Consider the following 15920-nt stretch of genomic DNA (forward strand, 5'->3'; position numbering starts at 1 on the left):
TTCGAATCCCGCAACGAGGAACATCCATGCGCCAACCCGATATCGAGATTTACCTGAAGGACGCCGACGTCGACTACAAGGCCATTGCCGCCTGGCTGGGCGCTGCCTTGGGCCCATGCACCGACTGGGTCCAGAAGGGCCAGACCTACAAGTGCAAGGCCGGCAATGTGCCCGTCACCTGGTTGCCAAAGGCCGTCGGCAAATGGAACAGCCTGTACCTGGAAAGCGACCAGACTCCGTGGGACGACGACATCGCCTGCGCCCGCGCCGCCTTTGCCGCACTGAATGTGGAAGTGCGCTGCGCACCGGGGACATGGGTCGAAGAGGAAGGTGAGGAAAGCGCTGATCGCTGGATGCGCATAAGCGTTGATGGGGAAGAAGAGATCACCTGGAAAACAGCTTAAAAGCAGCTACAAGCTACAAGCTACAAGTCAAAGCGCTTGCAGCTTGTAGCTTGACACTTGCCGCTCGGCCTTACAGGCGACCACATCCTCCGCCTGCAACCCCTTCTCACCGCTCACAACCGCGTATTCCACCTGCTGGCCTTCGGCCAACGAGCGGTGGCCTTCGCCGCGAATGGCGCGGTAGTGTACAAACACATCCTTGCCGTCTTCGCGCTGGATAAAGCCATAGCCCTTTGCATCGTTGAACCACTTCACATTGCCGGTTTCGCGCTCTGCCATCTGTTTTACTCCCACGTCGTTTTTTTATTGTTGAGCCGTTTCGCGTTGAACTGCCGAGTATAAGACAGGCGCAAAAACGATCAACTCAAGTTTACATCGCTGCTTTTTTGCCGATTTTCGGCGAATACGGCACACTACCGGCCCGAGCACCTGCTCGGTTTTTTCCACTTCAAGCAGCTCACCTATGACCCGCTCCCCGTTCCGCCGTCTGGTATTTGGCACCTTGCGCCGACTGTTGTACCTCTGGGTCCGCTCGGAGACGATCAACCAGTCGTCCCTAACCCTTAACCTGGACCGCAGCCGGCCGGTGTTCTACGTCCTGCAATCGCCCTCGCTCACCGAGTTGGCCGTGGTCGATGCCGAGTGCACCAAAGCCGGCCTGCCACGCCCGGTGCTGCCGGTATCGGTCGGCCCGCTGATGGAACCCGCGGCGTTCTTCTACCTCACGCCGGAGCCCGACTGGCTCGGCCGCCAGGACAAGCGCGGCGCGCCGCCGACCCTGACCCGCCTGGTCAACACGCTGACCGAACATGCCGAAGAGAATGCACAAATCATTCCGGTCAGCGTGTTCTGGGGCCAGTCGCCCGAGAGCGAGTCCAGCCCGTGGAAGCTGCTGTTTGCCGACAGCTGGGCCGTCACCGGGCGTCTGCGCCGGTTGTTGAGCATTCTGATACTGGGTCGCAAGACCCGTGTGCAATTCTCCGCGCCTATCAACCTGCGTGAATTGATCGAGCACAATAAAGGGCACGAACGCACTGTGCGGATGGCCCAGCGCATCCTGCGTGTGCACTTTCGTAACCTCAAGACCGCCGTGATCGGCCCCGACCTGTCCCACCGCCGCAACCTGGTGAAGGGCCTGGTCAACATGCCGCTGGTACGCCAGGCCATTTTTGATGAAGCCGAGCGCGAAAAAATCAGCCCGGAAAAAGCCAAGGCCCAAGCCCTGCGCTATGGCAACGAAATTGCCTCGGACTACACCTACACCGCGATCCGCTTTTTGGAAGTGGTGCTGAGCTGGTTCTGGAACAAGATCTACGACGGTATCAAGGTCAATAACATCGAGGGTGTGCAAAAGGTCGCCCAGGGTTATGAAGTGATCTATGTGCCCTGCCACCGCAGCCATATCGACTACCTGCTGCTCTCGTACCTGCTGTTCAAGAACGGGCTGACCCCACCGCACATCGCCGCCGGCATCAACCTGAACATGCCGGTGATCGGCAGCCTGCTGCGCCGGGGCGGTGCGTTTTTCATGCGCCGCACCTTCAAGGGCAACCCGCTGTACACCTCGGTGTTCAACGAATACCTGCACACCTTGTTCACCAAGGGTTTCCCGGTGGAGTACTTCGTCGAGGGCGGACGCTCGCGCACCGGGCGCATGCTGCAACCGAAAACCGGGATGCTGGCGATTACCCTGCGCAGTTTCCTGCGCTCCTCACGCATGCCCATCGTGTTTGTCCCCGTATACATCGGCTACGAGCGCGTGCTTGAAGGCCGCACCTACCTGGGCGAACTGCGCGGCGCGAGCAAGAAAAAAGAGTCGATCTTCGATATTTTCAAAGTGGTCGGCGCGCTCAAGCAGCGTTTCGGCCAGGTCGCGGTCAACTTCGGCGAGCCGATCAAGCTGGCCGAGTTCCTTGACCATGAACAACCCGACTGGCGCGCCCAGGAACTGGGGCCTAACTACAAACCGGCGTGGCTCAACGAAACCACCAACCGCCTCGGCGAACAGGTGGCGCGCCACTTGAACGAAGCCGCGGCGGTGAACCCGGTGAACCTGGTGGCCCTGGCGCTGCTGTCCACCACGCGCCTGGCCCTGGACGAGCAAGCCATGGCTCGCCAGCTGGACCTGTACCTGGCGCTGCTGCGCCGTGTGCCCTACTCACCGCACACCACCCTGCCGGAAGGCGACGGCCAGGCCTTGATCAAGCACGTCAAGGACATGGACCTGCTGTCGGAACAAAGCGATGCCCTGGGCAAGATCCTGTACCTGGACGAGCAGAACGCCGTCCTGATGACCTACTACCGCAACAACGTGCTGCACATCTTCGCCCTGCCGGCGTTGCTGGCGAGTTTCTTCCAGAGCAGTTCGCGCATGAGCCGCGAGCAGATCCTGCGCTACACCCACGCGCTGTATCCGTACCTGCAATCGGAGTTGTTTATCCGCTGGTCGCTGGAAGAACTTGACGCGGTCATCGACCAATGGCTCGAAGCGTTCGTCGAACAAGGCCTGCTGCGCTTTGAAAAAGACCTGTACCTGCGTCCGGCACCGAGTTCACGGCACTTTGTGTTGCTGACCCTGCTGTCCAAGAGCATCGCCCAGACCCTGCAGCGTTTTTACATGGCCATCTCGCTGCTGCTCAACAGCGGCCAGAACAGCATCAGCGCCGAAGAACTGGAAGACTTGTGCACGATCATGGCCCAGCGCCTGTCAATCCTGCATGGTCTCAATGCGCCGGAGTTCTTCGATAAGAGCCTTTTCCGACATTTTATTCAGACCTTGCTGGAGCAGGATGTACTGCGTCGCGACGAGGCCGGCAAGTTGAGCTACCACGACCTGCTTGGCGAGTTGGCCGAAGGTGCCGCCAAACGCGTGCTGCCCGCCGAGATTCGCCTGTCGATCCGCCAGGTGGCGCTGCACCGAGTGGATGGCGCAGCCGAACAACCGACTGACCCGGAAGAAACCCGCTAAATTGATTGAGGCGCCGGTGGAATGCTGGCGCTGTTTACAAGGAGCGACACCATGAAAAAGATCATTCTCCTGGGTCTCAGCGCCCTGCTCGGAGCCTGCCAATCCATGAGCCCTGCCCCGAAAGCCAGCCTTGACGGCGAAGTGTTCTACCTACAACGCATCGCCCTGCCACCGACGGCCATCTTGAGCATCACCCTGCAGGACGTCTCGCTGGCGGACGCCCCGGCCGTAACCCTGGCCGAACAGAAAGGCCCGGTCAAAGGCCAGGTGCCATTGCCGTTCCACCTCAGCTATGACCCGGCGCAGGTCAAGCCTGGCCACAGTTATTCGGTGAGTGCTCGCATCGAACTGGAGGGCAAGCTACTGTTTATCACCACCGAGCGGCACACCGTGCAACTCAACGGCCAGGACCCTCAGCCTCTGCGTCTGCGCGTTGATGCCGCGGCCCACTGAATTCGAACATAAGGAAGCCTCCATGCTCCGTAACTCCCTTCGCCTGACCGCCCTGTGTGCCGGCCTGTTGCTCGGTGCCAACGCCATGGCCCTGGACCTTGGCAGCCTGTCCCAGGGCGATGCCAGCGGCGGTCTCAAGGACGCCCTCACCCAAGGCGCGCAGATCGCGGTTAAACAACTGGGCACCCCCGGCGGTTTCAGCAACAACCCCGAAGTGAAGATCGGCCTGCCGGGCAAACTCGGCAAAGTCGCCGACAAGCTGAAAATGTTCGGCATGGGTGACCAGGTCACACAGCTGGAAACCAGCATGAACAAGGCAGCGGAAACCGCCGTGACTCAGGCCCAGCCGATCCTGGTCAACGCTGTGAAGAACATGAGCGTGACCGACGCCAAGGGCATTCTCAGCGGTGGCCAGGATTCCGCCACCCAGTACCTGAACAAAAGCAGCCGTGAAGAAATTCGCGCCAAGTTCCTGCCTATCGTCAAGGCCGCCACCGACAAAGTCGGCGTGGCCCAGCAGTACAACGCCCTGGCCGGCAAGGCCGCGGCCTTTGGCGCGGTGGATGCCAAGAGCGCCAACGTTGAGAACTACGTGACCGAGCAGGCCCTGGATGGTTTGTTCAAGATGATTGCGCAGCAGGAAGAAACGATTCGCAGGAATCCAGCGGCTGCGGCTACCAGCTTGGCCAAGAAGGTGTTTGGCGCGCTGTAACAACCTTCCGATCTGCCCTGCCCCCCACAAGCGCCTCGTATTCTCGAGGCGTTTGCGTAAAAAGAGCCTCAAAATCAGTAATTTATTGCCGACTTCATGACAATCCTCAGCTCAACGGCTTTCATGTAGCAACACTTCGGAGGGGGCTCGGGATTGCACTCCTCAGGAGGTTTGGGCATGCAATACTCTGGAGGTTTGGGTTCGCAATACTCTGGAGGTTTGGGTTTGCAGTCCTCAGGAGGCTTGGGCCTGAAGCTCTCAAGGGGCTTGGGTTTGCAATACCCAGGACGCTTGGGCTTACAACGCTCAGGAGGCATGGGTTTACACTTTTCAGGAGGTTTTGGCCTGCAGGGCGGACGCAGAAAAGCCTTCAAACTAGCTATACACATGGCGAACTCCTTAAATTCATTCCAATCACTACTGTTTCTGCCGACGAGCAAGAGCAGTAGGTACCTGCCAACCAGGTAACATTGAGTGGCAATCAATAAGGAAAGGTTCCTAGCCCGCGTAGTGAGCTTCCTATCTCTCACATAGGAAGAGTGCTCATTCTGCCGCATGCCAACGGTGACGGGCGCGTACTATCTACGCCCCGACAACCGAGATGACAGCCTGATTATCCAGCCTCCTTTTTGACGCGAAACCACGCCGCATAAAGCGCCGGGAGAAAGAGCAAGGTCAATGCCGTAGCCACGATCAACCCTCCCATGATCGCCACGGCCATTGGCCCGAAGAACACACTGCGCGACAGCGGAATCATCGCCAGCACCGCCGCCAGTGCCGTCAGAACAATCGGGCGAAAGCGTCGGACCGTAGCTTCGATAATTGCCTGCCAAGGTGCCAGGCCGGCCTTGATGTCTTGCTCGATCTGATCCACCAAAATCACCGAGTTACGCATGATCATTCCCGACAGCGCGATGGTACCAAGCATGGCGACGAAGCCGAAGGGTTGGTGGAATACCAGCAGGAACAGGGTCACGCCGATCAGCCCCAACGGTGCGGTGAGAAAGACCATCGCCGTGCGCGAAAAGCTGCGCAGTTGCAGCATCAGCAAGGTCAGCACCACCACGATAAACAGCGGCACGCCGGCCTTCACCGAGTTTTGCCCACGCGCTGAATCTTCAACCGTGCCACCCACTTCCAGCAGGTAGCCGTCCGGCAGTTCGGCTCGTACATCGGCGAGCGTCGGCAAGATCTGCTGCACGAGGGTCGCCGGCTGTTCCTTGCCGTAGATGTCGGCCCGCACATTCACCGTGGGCAAGCGATTGCGATGCCAGATGATGCCCTCTTCGAATCCATATTCGAGGGTGGCAATCTGCGACAGCGCGACGCTTTTGCCGTTATCCGTTGGCACCGCCAGGCTTGGCAGCAGCGACAACTCCGTGCGTTCGTGCACGGTGCCGCGCAGGAGAATTTCGATCAACTCGTTGTCCTCCCGGAATTGGCTGACGCTGGAGCCGGTGAGCGAACTCTGCAGGAATTTCGACAGGTTGGCAGTGCTCACACCCAGCGCCCTGGCGCGGTCCTGGTCGATATTCAGGTAGACGATTTTGCTCGGTTCTTCCCAGTCCAGGTGCACGTTGGCTACGTGGGCGTTTTCGCGAACCTTGGCCGCCACTTTCCGAGCCAGCGCGCGGACTTCTTCAATGTGCTCGCCGGTTACACGGAACTGCACCGGATAGCCCACGGGCGGACCGTTCTCCAGGCGGGTGACGCGCGCGCGCAGTTCGGGGAATTGTTCGTTGAGCGTTTCGATCAACCAGAGGCGCAGGCTTTCGCGTTCTTCAATGGTCTTGGCCAGCACCACAAATTGCGCGAAGCTGGCCGCCGGCAACTGCTGGTCCAGCGGCAGGTAGAAACGTGGCGAACCGGTGCCGACGTAGGCCACATAGTTGTCGATGCCCGCGTGCGCCTTGAGCAATCCTTCCAGGCGTTTGACCTGGTCGGCGGTGTTGCTCAGGGAGGCGCCTTCGGCCAGTTTCAGGTCGACCATCAACTCCAGGCGACCGGAAGCAGGGAAGAATTGTTGCGGCACAAAGCGGAACAACGCCACCGAGCCGATAAACAGCAACAGGGTCAACACGATCACGGTTTTGCGCCGACGCACGCACCACTCCACCAAACGCCTTACACGCTGGTAGAAAGGCGTGCCGTAGGGGTCAGGGCCGTCGGTGCCGTGTTTGGCCGCATGAATTTTCGCCAGGTCCGGCAGGAGTTTTTCCCCAAGGTAGGGCACAAACACCACGGCGGCGACCCATGAGGCGAGCAGTGCGATGGTCACTACCTGGAAGATCGAGCGGGTGTATTCGCCGGTGCTCGACTGCGCAGTGGCAATCGGCAGGAAGCCTGCGGCCGTGATCAGCGTACCGGTGAGCATCGGAAACGCGGTGCTGGTCCAGGCGAAACTCGCAGCTTTGAGCCGGTCGTAGCCTTGCTCCATTTTGATCGCCATCATTTCAACGGCGATGATCGCGTCGTCCACCAGCAACCCCAAGGCCAGGACCAAGGCGCCTAGAGAAATCTTGTGCAGGCCGATGCCGAGGTAATACATGGTGGCGAAGGTCATCGCCAGCACCAGCGGAATCGCCAGGGCCACCACCATACCGGTGCGTAAGCCAAGGGAGAAGAAGCTCACCAACAACACGATGGCCAGGGCCTCAGCCAGCACCTGGACGAATTCACCGACACTGGTTTTCACCGCTGCCGGCTGGTCAGACACCTTGCGCAGCTCCATGCCGGCCGGAAGATTCTTCTGCAAGCGTGCGAACTCGCCTTCAAGGGCCTTGCCCAGTACCAGAATGTCGCCGCCGTCGCGCATGGCCACGGCGAGGCCGATAGCATCTGCGCCCATGTAACGCATGCGCGGGGCCGGTGGGTCGTTGAAACCACGGTGGATCTCAGCCACATCGCCGATACGGAAGGCGCGGTCGCCGACGCGAATCGGGAAGTTGCGAATTTCTTCCACCGTCTTGAAGTTGCCCGACACGCGCAGTTGCACACGCTCGCTCGGGGTCTCGAAGAAACCGGCGGTGGAGACCGCATTCTGTTCCTGCAACGCCTGCTGCACCGCCGCCAACGGCAAGCCGAGGGTGGCGAGCTTGAGGTTGGACAGTTCGATCCAGATCTTCTCGTCCTGTAGGCCAAGCAACTCGACCTTGCCCACATCCGGCACGCGTTGCAGTTGAATCTGGATGCGGTCGGCGTAGTCCTTGAGCACGGCGTAGTCGAATCCGTCGCCGGTCAGGGCGTAGATATTGCCGAACGTGGTGCCGAACTCATCGTTGAAAAACGGCCCCTGGATATCCGGCGGCAAGGTCTGGCGGATGTCGCTGATTTTCTTGCGCACCTGATACCACAGCTCGGGAATCTGCGCCGAACGCATCGAATCACGGGCAATAAAGGTGACCTGGGATTCACCAGGGCGGGAGAACGACACGATGCGTTCGTACTCACCGGTCTCCATGAGTTTTTTCTCGATTCGCTCGGTGACCTGGCGCGATACCTCCTGGGCCGTGGCCCCGGGCCAGTTGGTCTTGATCACCATAGCCTTGAAGGTAAAGGGCGGGTCTTCGCTTTGCCCCAGCTTGGTGTAGGACAAAGTGCCAACCACGGCCAGCAGGATCATCAGGAACAGTACGATCTGGCGATTACGCAACGCCCATTCGGAAAGATTGAAACCCATCGGGACTACTCCTTGGCCGCCAGATTCACCAAACGGTTGGAGCGATCCACCGGGCGCACTTGCTGGCCCTCGTGGAGCACATGCACGCCTGCGGCGACCACCCAATCACTGGCGGTCAAGCCTTCCAGGACCGGCACGGTTTTTTCGCCGAAGGCGCCGATGCGCACCGGGATGCGTGTGAGGGTGTTGTCCGGCTTCACCCGCCAGACGTAGGACGCACCGTTCTCCGCACTCAGGGCAGACAGAGGCACCGACAATGGAATAACGCCGTCGGCCTGTATGAATACGCGCGCACTCTGGCCCAACTCGGCCGGCACCTTGCCACTGGTGAAGGCGACACGGGCCGCGAACGTGCGCGATTTGGGATCGGCGGCGGGTGACAGTTCACGGATGCGCCCGGCAAAACGCTGATCCGGCTGGCTCCACAACTCGACCGACACCGGCTGCCCGACCTTGAAGCGGCCAAACCCCTGTTCCGGCAAGCTGATCAGCACTTCGCGCTCGCCATCGGTGGCCAGGGCGAACACGGTTTGCCCGGCGGACACCACCTGGCCGACTTCCACCGCGCGCTTGGCGACGACGCCGTCCTGGGGCGCACGCAATACGGCGTAACCGGCCTGGTTGCTGGCCACGTCGAACTCGGCCTTGATTTGCTTGAGGCGTGCTTCGCCTGCGCGGTAGAGATTCTCGGAATTGTCGTACTGGGAACGGCTGACCATCTGGCGGTCCATCAGGGTCTTGTAGCGATCACGCTCGGCGCGTACCAGGCTCAGGTTGGCCTCGGCTGCGGCCACCTGGGCGCGGGTGGCTTCCAATTGCAGGCGCACGTCCTGGGGATCGAGTTCCGCCAGAGCCTGGTTGGCCTTGACGCGCTCCCCCTCTTCCACCAGCCGCTTGCTGACTTTGCCGCCGATGCGAAAGGCCAGGTCCGGTTCATAGCGAGCGCGCACTTCTCCGGGGTAGCTGTCCGTCGACTGTGCCGATGGCTGCGGCTGCACCACCATGGCCGGGCGGACGCTGGTTTGGACCGCTTCGTCATGCCCGCAGGCGGCCAGCAGGAAGACCAAGCTGACAGGCAACGCAAGGGGCAGGAAAGTGCTGCGCATGCTGAAGGACCTTTCGCAAATGGAGCTAGGAATAATTATACTGGTCAGTATGTTATTAATACCAAACTCACCAGTCCAGTATTAAAGGTGAAAATGTCCGACAATCCCGCCAACACCAATAGCCCTGGGCGTCCCAAGGACATGGCAAAACGCCAGGCAATCCTCGAAGCAGCCAAATTTCTGTTTTTGAGTAACGGTTACGCCAACACCAGCATGGATGCCGTGGCCTTGGAGGCCGGCGTATCAAAACTGACCGTCTATAGCCACTTCACCGACAAAGAGACGCTGTTCACCGCCGCCGTCGTGGCCAAGTGCGAAGAACAGTTGCCGGTGATGTTCTTCGAGCTGCCCGCGGACGTGCCCGTGCACACGGTGCTGTTGAACATCGCGCGGGGCTTTCATCGGCTGATTAATAGCGAAGAGTCGGTAAACCTGCATCGCCTGATGATGACCACCGGTAATCAGGACGCGAAATTGTCCCGTATCTTTTTCGAGGCCGGCCCCATGCGCATGCTGCAAGGCATGGAGCGCCTGCTCGGCAAGATCGACCAGAGCGGCACCCTGAGCATCGACAAACCCTTCAGGGCCGCCGAACACTTTTTTTGTCTGCTCAAGGGTACGGCGAATTTCTGTTTGCTGTATGGCTGCGGCGGGCAACTGAGTGAAGAAGCCGCCGAAGCACACGTGCAGGAGGTGGTGGGGTTGTTTATGCGGGCGTATGGGAGAGGGGCAGTTGCAAGTGGTTAGCTGCAAGCGGCAAGTGTGCAGCGCATTTGCTTGCAGCTTGCAGCTTAGAGCTTGAGCGCTTTTTTAGCATAGATGTCATAGCGGCTGGACTTGCCATCCAGCGCGTGGCTCGGCTTGGGCCCTTCGATGCACGGCGCCTTGCGCGGGCGCTTGACCACCACGCGGTGACTGGCCAGGGCCAGGGCGGCGGCGAGCAGAGCCGGTGCGTCCGGGTCGTCGCCCACCAGGGGCCGGAACAGACGCATTTCCTTCTTCACCAGGGCAGTTTTCTCACGATGGGGGAACATCGGGTCCAGGTAGATCACCTGGGGCGGCTCACCTTCCCAATCGCGCATCACGTCGATGGAGTTGCCCTTGAGCAGCTTCATGCGCGCCACGATCGGCGCCACTTCAAAATCATCCGCAGCGCGTGCCAGGCCGTCTTCGAGCAGGGCGCCGATCAGTGGCTGGCGCTCGATCAGGCTCATCTCGCAACCCAGGCTGGCCAGCACGAACGCGTCCTTGCCCAGGCCCGCCGTCGCATCCAGCACCCGCGGACGCACACCTTGGGCCACGCCCACGGCCTTGGCGATCATCTGCCCGCTGCCGCCGCCGTATAGACGCCGGTGCGCGGCGCCGCCTTCAACGAAGTCCACGCGAACCGGCCCTGGCGCATCCGGCCCGAGCTGCTGCAACTGCAGCCCGTGCTCGCCGACTTGCAGGGAAAAATCCGCATCCGCAAGCTGTAAAGGCAAGCCAAGCAGATGCGCCCAATAGTCGGCGCGGTCCTTGAAACCTTCGGCCAAAGCCTCGACCTGGATGCGGCTGGCCGCTGGATGTTCGCTCATCAATCGCTACGCTCAAAAATATTAAGGATCGGCAAATACCGGCCGATAAAAACAACAGTCAGGTATTTTGCCAGAGCTGAGCGTCGACCGAAAAAAATGTCAGACATTCTCCCCCTAACCATCGGTGTACTGCCGACCCACAACCACTACGGCCTGCGCAATACTCAAGCGCTGGCGGGGTGAGCCATGTGTGGCAGGACTTCTTCGCCCGGGCGCTGGCCGAGCAACTTGGCGACGCGCCGGACGCGCTCGCGGCTAAAGCAGCGGCTGTGGTGGATCCGGCGGTAGAACCCAGCGAAGGCGCCGACCTGCTGTCGCAGATCCTCACCCAGCGTGAATGCGATGTGAAAGACACCGAAATCGCCCCGCCTGAGCCATTGTTCCTGCCCATCGCCGAATTCGACACCGAGTTGCTGCCACCGGCCGCCATTCCATTCCCGCAAGAAGAGATCGTCGCTCAGCAACGCCAGCAGAACTTTGAAAGCGCCTGGGTTCGCCCCATCGTGCTGACCGCCGGCCAGCCAGTGCCTGAGCCAGGCCCGGCGCCGCAGCCACGCCCGCTGCACTTGCCGATTGCCGAGTTCGAACTGGACCTGTTGCCACCGCCCGCCACGCCTTATCCAACCGAAGAGCTGCTGGCCCAACAGAAAGCCCTGGACTTCGATTATCACTGGGCACGCCCACTGATCACGCAGAACCTGCGACTGGCCGCCTGACCCTCAGCGGCACACCCACCATCGCCCCATATCCAGATGAAAATGGTTGCGGTGCGCGGCGTTGTAATCCGGGCTCAACACCACGTTGAAATCATCACAGGCGCTGTCACGCACCTGACGCAGGAAGCGCGCCTTGTCACCCTCCCCCGGCCAATCCTTGAGCACGCTGATACTGCGCCCATCCGCCAGGCGAAACCCGGCGATATCCAAGGCATTGGCCGAGGCATGCTGGCTCAGCCGCCCGTCGGCACGGTTATACATGTTGCGACAGGCAAAGCTGCCCAAGTGATCGACCCGCGTCACCGCCTGACCAAACACCGCCTCAGCCGCCGGTTGCAAGCTGTGACGCTCGAACAGGGCGAACGCCACGGCCAGCGGGCAACTGGCGAGAAAGCTGCTGCTTAACCCGACTGCCGCGCTCTGTACGCGCAAGGTATTGCGCAAGGGGCAGGCCGCGTCGGCAGGCGTATCCGCCTGATGGCTCACACGCAGACCGGATGTTTCCAACACTTGATCGCACAGCGCGGGATCATCCTGCAGGCGTCCCAGTTTGTAGCGGGTCAGCAGGTTGGGACTGGCGCGCACGTCCAGCGGTGCCCATGGGTTCCATTCATCGGGCAACGGCAGCCAGCCACGCCATACGCCCATCGCCAGAGCGCCGCCAAGCAGCAGCAATACGCCCAGCATTTTAAAAAACCGCACCGCTTAACCCTTGAAAAACTGGTTGGCCTGGCTGAACGGCATTGAGCGCTCGGTAAAGGTGAATGTCCCCGACTCAAAAACTTCCTGAGCGGCGCGATAAAACTCGCCATAGGCCGCCAATGCCATCGCCGAGCCAACGCTGATGCGCTTGACGCCCATCGCGCTCAACTGCGCCACGCTGAGTTTGAGCCCGCCGGACATCAGCACATTCACAGGCTTGGGCGCCACGGCCTTGACCACCGCCAGCACGTCTTCGGCGCTGCGCAGGCCGGGCGCATAGAGCACGTCGGCACCAGCTTCGGCGTAGGCTTGCAGGCGGCGAATGGTGTCGGGCAAATCCAGGCGGCCATGCAGGAAGTTTTCCGCGCGGGCGGTCAGGGTGAAGGGGAATGGCAGGCTGCGGGCAGCGGCAACGGCGGCCTCCACGCGCGCGACGCCGAGGCTGAAGGAGTAGATCGGGTCGTGCGCAACGCCCGTGGCATCTTCGATGGAGCCGCCGACGATGCCCGTGGCCGCAGCACGCAGGATGGTCTGGGCACAGCCTTCGGGGGTGTCACTGAAGCCGTTTTCCAGATCAGCCGCAACCGGTAGCGCGGTAGCCTGGGCAATCAGGCCGGCGTTGAGCAAGGTGTCTTCCAGGGACAGCGCGCCTTCGGCATCCGGGCGCGCCAGGCTGAACGCATAACCGGCGCTGGTGGTGGCCAACGCTTCGAACCCCAGGCTGGCGAGCATCACGGCGGAGCCGGCATCCCATGGGTTGGGCATCACGAACGCGCGGTCGCGCTCATGCAGGGCCTTGAAGGTTTCGGCGCGAAGGGTTTGGGCATCCATGGCTGACTCCTGGCGGAAAAAAGAGCCTAGAGTAACCCCAGTTGCTCCGCTTCGGGAGCGCGATCCAACGTCGGCAGCGCCGGCAGGCCTGGCAGGCGCGCCATCAGCCTTTCGTGGAAACGCAGCGCCAGTTGCGCGGCCAGGCGGTTGTCGGAGGTATGCAAGAACACGTACGGGGTGCGGCCCTCCTCGATCCAACCGGCGATTTTTTCCACCCATGGGACCAGGAAGGGGTCGTTGGCCTCAAGTTCCGGATGGCCGATAAACCGCACTTGGGGAAACAGCGTCAGCGCGGCCGGGCGTGGTGGCACCTTGGGCTTTTTCGATTGGGCATGCAGCACCGCCGCCGAGGTGGAGGTGCAACTGAACAGTGCACGCGGGTCAAGGCATATACGCTCCACGCCACGGTCACGCAACAGACGGTTAAGCATGCGCTCGGCATCACCCTTGGCGAAGAACTCGGGGTGGCGCACTTCCACGGCCATCGGGCGCTCCAGTCCGTCGATAAAACCGGCCAGCTCGCCCAGGCGCTGCGGCGAAAAAGTCGCCGACAATTGCAGCCACAACGGCGAAACGCGCTCGCCCAATGGGCTCATGAGGCCAACAAAGCTTTCCGCCGCTGGCAACTGCTCACGCAAGTCGCCACCGTGGCTGATATCACCGGGGAACTTGGCGGTGAAGCGAAAATCATCGGGCATGATCTCGGCCCAGCGCTGCACGGTGGCGGCTGAGGGTCGGGCATAAAACGTGGTATTGCCTTCAACGGCGTTGAAGACCTGGGAATAGAGGGCGAGATAATCGCTGGAACGGGCATCGGCGGGGTACAGGTACTCGCGCCAAGCGTTTTCGCTCCAGGATGGGCAACCGATGAAGTAAGGCAGGCGCATCAAATATGAATGTCGAGGCCCAGCACTTCCATATCCCATTCGACAAAGCCGGCGGTGGTCAGGTAGCTGGCCAGGGCGGTGGCGACGCTTTTGCTCATGGAGCGCGGGAAGACCATATCTTGCTGACGGGCTGGCAGGCCGCTGATGCGTGCTTGAGAACTGGCCTGCGCGTCGGACTGCACCTCAATGAAGTCCGGCGAATCTTCGACGGAGTCGTCTACCGTGACGTTTGCCTTGCGTGGCTTACGCTTGATTGGGTACGACTGTGAGGAAAATCCATCAATACGCATAGGCGCGAACTCGCTATCAGTAATGGCATTTTGGCAGCACTGTCCGTCGCGCGCAAATGCTCTGGTGATAACTAGAACACATAATTTGAAAAAGGTTTAAAAACAGCGGCAAATTCTGACGATTGGCGACTTTTAGCCCAAATTGCCATCATTTTTGGCGTCAAATAATCCCTCTTTCCGCCTTGGTCTGCGCAACCTTGTCACGCAAGTACACCGGTGCGGCCTGATCGGCAGGTATCGCCTCGCCACGCTCGAAAGCAAAACGCGCCAGGGTCAGCAGGTCTTCGGCATGAGGCAGCATTGTGGCGTCCTGGCCAGCCAGCTGCACGCCGATACGCTCGCCATAGCCCCAGCCGGTGCCAGCCCCGAACCAATCACCGCTGGCGTCCTCAGGCAATACCGACGACTCCGGTGGCTGCACCGCCTCTACTCCCACCAGGCGCATCTCGCCCGCCGTTTCGCGATAGCAGCCCCAATAGACCTCATCCATCCGCGCATCGATGGCCGCGGCCACTTGCGAGGCACCGTGTTCACGCAACGCACGCTGGGCCAGTACCGCCAGGTTGGACACCGGCAATACCGGACGCTCCAGCGCAAAGGCAAGGCCTTGCACCACGCCAATGGCGATGCGCACACCGGTGAACGCACCCGGGCCACGGCCGAAGGCGATGGCGTCGACCGCCGCCAGGGTGGTGCCGGCGTCTTCGAGAAGCTGCTTGATCATGGGCAACAGCTTCTGGGCGTGCAGGCGCGGGATCACCTCGTAGTGGCTGGTTACTTTGCCGTTGTGCAGCAAGGCAACGGAGCAAGCTTCAGTCGCGGTATCCAGGGCCAGCAGGATGCTCATCGGTGTGGGTGTCCAAGTCAAAAAAGTGCGCCAGTATAAACAACAACGGCCCGCAAGCGGGCGTTGTGTATGAAGCGGATCGAAGGATCAGCTCAGTGCCTGCAGCACCTTGGCAGTGATCGCTTCCACCGAACCCACGCCAGGGATGTGGCTGTACTTCGGCTTGCCCTGGGCAGCGGACAGCTTCTGGTAAAAGTCCACCAGCGGCTTGGTCTGCGAGTGGTAGACCGACAGGCGATGACGCACGGTTTCTTCCGTGTCGTCTTTACGCTGCACCAGGTCTTCACCGGTGACATCGTCCTTGCCTTCAACCTTCGGCGGGTTGTAGACGACGTGGTACACGCGGCCCGAGCCTTCGTGAACGCGACGCCCGGCAATGCGCTGGACGATTTCTTCGTCTTCAACGGCGATTTCGACCACGGCGTCCAGCTCGACACCAGCCTTCACCAGGGCTTCAGCCTGGGGAATGGTGCGTGGGAAACCATCGAACAGGAAACCGTTCTTGCAGTCTTCCTGACTGATGCGTTCCTTGACCAGGTTGATGATCAGGTCATCGGAAACCAGGCCGCCGCTGTCCATCACGCTCTTGGCGATCAGGCCCAGCTCGGTGCCGGCCTTGACGGCCGCACGCAGCATGTCGCCGGTGGAGATTTGTGGAATGCCGAATTTTTCGGTGATGAACTTTGCCTGAGTACCTTTACCGGCCCCGGGAGCTCCCAGCAGAATGACGCGCATCGATGTGCTCCTCAAT

The 15920-nt window shown here is 60.9% G+C and carries 15 protein-coding genes and 1 pseudogene; 6 read left to right on the top strand and 10 right to left on the bottom strand.

Annotated features, from left to right (window positions below):
* Positions 1–26 precede the first annotated feature (26 nt).
* Positions 27–404: a hypothetical protein gene (locus JWR98_RS20675; protein WP_003172246.1), complete on the top strand. Its 378-nt coding sequence runs from the start codon at positions 27–29 to the stop codon at positions 402–404.
* Between the two features lie 27 nt (positions 405–431).
* Here JWR98_RS20675 and JWR98_RS20680 read toward each other — a convergent pair whose 3' ends face one another.
* Positions 432–683 carry a cold-shock protein gene (locus JWR98_RS20680; protein ID WP_205491074.1) on the bottom strand — a complete coding sequence of 84 codons (252 nt, stop codon included), beginning with the start codon at positions 681–683 and terminating at the stop codon, positions 432–434.
* 184 nt (positions 684–867) lie between these two features.
* Here JWR98_RS20680 and plsB point away from each other — a divergent pair, with 184 nt between their 5' ends.
* From plsB to JWR98_RS20695, 3 genes are read left to right on the top strand one after another with little or no spacing between them, the layout of a single operon-like run.
* The gene (gene plsB, locus JWR98_RS20685; protein ID WP_205491075.1) at positions 868–3372 is read left to right on the top strand and encodes a glycerol-3-phosphate 1-O-acyltransferase PlsB; all 2505 of its coding nucleotides are present in this window, start codon (positions 868–870) and stop codon (positions 3370–3372) included.
* Between the two features lie 51 nt (positions 3373–3423).
* Positions 3424–3825, top strand: a complete 402-nt coding sequence (locus JWR98_RS20690) for a YbaY family lipoprotein (RefSeq protein ID WP_205491076.1) — start codon at positions 3424–3426, stop codon at positions 3823–3825.
* A gap of 22 nt (positions 3826–3847) precedes the next feature.
* Positions 3848–4537, top strand: a complete 690-nt coding sequence (locus JWR98_RS20695) for a DUF4197 domain-containing protein (protein ID WP_078731858.1) — start codon at positions 3848–3850, stop codon at positions 4535–4537.
* 613 nt (positions 4538–5150) lie between these two features.
* Here the strand turns inward: JWR98_RS20695 and JWR98_RS20705 are convergent.
* Positions 5151–8216, bottom strand: a complete 3066-nt coding sequence (locus tag JWR98_RS20705) for an efflux RND transporter permease subunit (protein ID WP_205491077.1) — start codon at positions 8214–8216, stop codon at positions 5151–5153.
* A gap of 5 nt (positions 8217–8221) precedes the next feature.
* Entirely contained in the window at positions 8222–9322 is a 1101-nt protein-coding gene (locus JWR98_RS20710) for an efflux RND transporter periplasmic adaptor subunit (protein ID WP_078731855.1), read from the bottom strand.
* Positions 9323–9415: 93 nt separating this feature from the next.
* On the opposite strand from JWR98_RS20710, the gene JWR98_RS20715 reads away from it, so the two are divergent.
* Complete coding sequence (locus JWR98_RS20715) at positions 9416–10069, top strand: TetR/AcrR family transcriptional regulator (RefSeq protein WP_078731854.1); 654 nt, start codon at positions 9416–9418, stop codon at positions 10067–10069.
* 44 nt (positions 10070–10113) lie between these two features.
* Here JWR98_RS20715 and JWR98_RS20720 read toward each other — a convergent pair whose 3' ends face one another.
* Entirely contained in the window at positions 10114–10896 is a 783-nt protein-coding gene (locus JWR98_RS20720; protein ID WP_078731853.1) for a class I SAM-dependent methyltransferase, read from the bottom strand.
* Between the two features lie 96 nt (positions 10897–10992).
* Here JWR98_RS20720 and JWR98_RS20725 point away from each other — a divergent pair.
* A pseudogene (locus JWR98_RS20725) lies at positions 10993–11612 on the top strand (energy transducer TonB).
* Between the two features lie 3 nt (positions 11613–11615).
* Here JWR98_RS20725 and JWR98_RS20730 read toward each other — a convergent pair.
* From JWR98_RS20730 to adk, 6 genes are all read right to left on the bottom strand, one after another.
* Complete coding sequence (locus JWR98_RS20730) at positions 11616–12314, bottom strand: extensin-like domain-containing protein (RefSeq protein WP_078731851.1); 699 nt, start codon at positions 12312–12314, stop codon at positions 11616–11618.
* Positions 12315–12317: 3 nt separating this feature from the next.
* On the bottom strand, positions 12318–13145 hold the full coding sequence (locus JWR98_RS20735) for an isocitrate lyase/PEP mutase family protein (RefSeq protein WP_078731850.1): 828 nt from the start codon (positions 13143–13145) through the stop codon (positions 12318–12320).
* 26 nt (positions 13146–13171) lie between these two features.
* On the bottom strand, positions 13172–14032 hold the full coding sequence (locus JWR98_RS20740) for a DUF72 domain-containing protein (RefSeq protein WP_205491078.1): 861 nt from the start codon (positions 14030–14032) through the stop codon (positions 13172–13174).
* On the bottom strand, positions 14032–14322 hold the full coding sequence (locus tag JWR98_RS20745) for a hypothetical protein (protein ID WP_078731848.1): 291 nt from the start codon (positions 14320–14322) through the stop codon (positions 14032–14034). The genes JWR98_RS20740 and JWR98_RS20745 overlap by 1 nt, the downstream gene beginning before the upstream one ends.
* 160 nt (positions 14323–14482) lie before the next feature.
* Positions 14483–15169 (bottom strand): tRNA (adenosine(37)-N6)-threonylcarbamoyltransferase complex dimerization subunit type 1 TsaB, encoded by a 687-nt coding sequence (gene tsaB / locus JWR98_RS20750; protein WP_205491091.1) that lies wholly within the window; start codon positions 15167–15169, stop codon positions 14483–14485.
* Between the two features lie 87 nt (positions 15170–15256).
* Entirely contained in the window at positions 15257–15904 is a 648-nt protein-coding gene (gene adk / locus JWR98_RS20755; RefSeq protein WP_003172225.1) for an adenylate kinase, read from the bottom strand.
* Between the last annotated feature and the right edge of the window lie 16 nt (positions 15905–15920).

It is taken from the genome of Pseudomonas lactucae, assembly GCF_016937615.1.
Taxonomy (GTDB): domain Bacteria; phylum Pseudomonadota; class Gammaproteobacteria; order Pseudomonadales; family Pseudomonadaceae; genus Aquipseudomonas; species Aquipseudomonas lactucae.

Coding starts and splice junctions, on each gene's coding strand:
- plsB (WP_205491075.1), top strand. CDS start 868: ATGACCCGCTCCCCGTTCCGCCGTCTGGTATTTGGCACCTTGCGCCGA.
- JWR98_RS20740 (WP_205491078.1), bottom strand. CDS start 14,032: ATGCGCCTGCCTTACTTCATCGGTTGCCCATCCTGGAGCGAAAACGCT.
- JWR98_RS20680 (WP_205491074.1), bottom strand. CDS start 683: ATGGCAGAGCGCGAAACCGGCAATGTGAAGTGGTTCAACGATGCAAAG.
- JWR98_RS20675 (WP_003172246.1), top strand. CDS start 27: ATGCGCCAACCCGATATCGAGATTTACCTGAAGGACGCCGACGTCGAC.
- JWR98_RS20690 (WP_205491076.1), top strand. CDS start 3,424: ATGAAAAAGATCATTCTCCTGGGTCTCAGCGCCCTGCTCGGAGCCTGC.
- JWR98_RS20715 (WP_078731854.1), top strand. CDS start 9,416: ATGTCCGACAATCCCGCCAACACCAATAGCCCTGGGCGTCCCAAGGAC.
- JWR98_RS20710 (WP_078731855.1), bottom strand. CDS start 9,322: ATGCGCAGCACTTTCCTGCCCCTTGCGTTGCCTGTCAGCTTGGTCTTC.
- JWR98_RS20705 (WP_205491077.1), bottom strand. CDS start 8,216: ATGGGTTTCAATCTTTCCGAATGGGCGTTGCGTAATCGCCAGATCGTA.
- JWR98_RS20695 (WP_078731858.1), top strand. CDS start 3,848: ATGCTCCGTAACTCCCTTCGCCTGACCGCCCTGTGTGCCGGCCTGTTG.
- JWR98_RS20735 (WP_078731850.1), bottom strand. CDS start 13,145: ATGGATGCCCAAACCCTTCGCGCCGAAACCTTCAAGGCCCTGCATGAG.
- tsaB (WP_205491091.1), bottom strand. CDS start 15,169: ATGAGCATCCTGCTGGCCCTGGATACCGCGACTGAAGCTTGCTCCGTT.
- JWR98_RS20720 (WP_078731853.1), bottom strand. CDS start 10,896: ATGAGCGAACATCCAGCGGCCAGCCGCATCCAGGTCGAGGCTTTGGCC.
- adk (WP_003172225.1), bottom strand. CDS start 15,904: ATGCGCGTCATTCTGCTGGGAGCTCCCGGGGCCGGTAAAGGTACTCAG.
- JWR98_RS20745 (WP_078731848.1), bottom strand. CDS start 14,322: ATGCGTATTGATGGATTTTCCTCACAGTCGTACCCAATCAAGCGTAAG.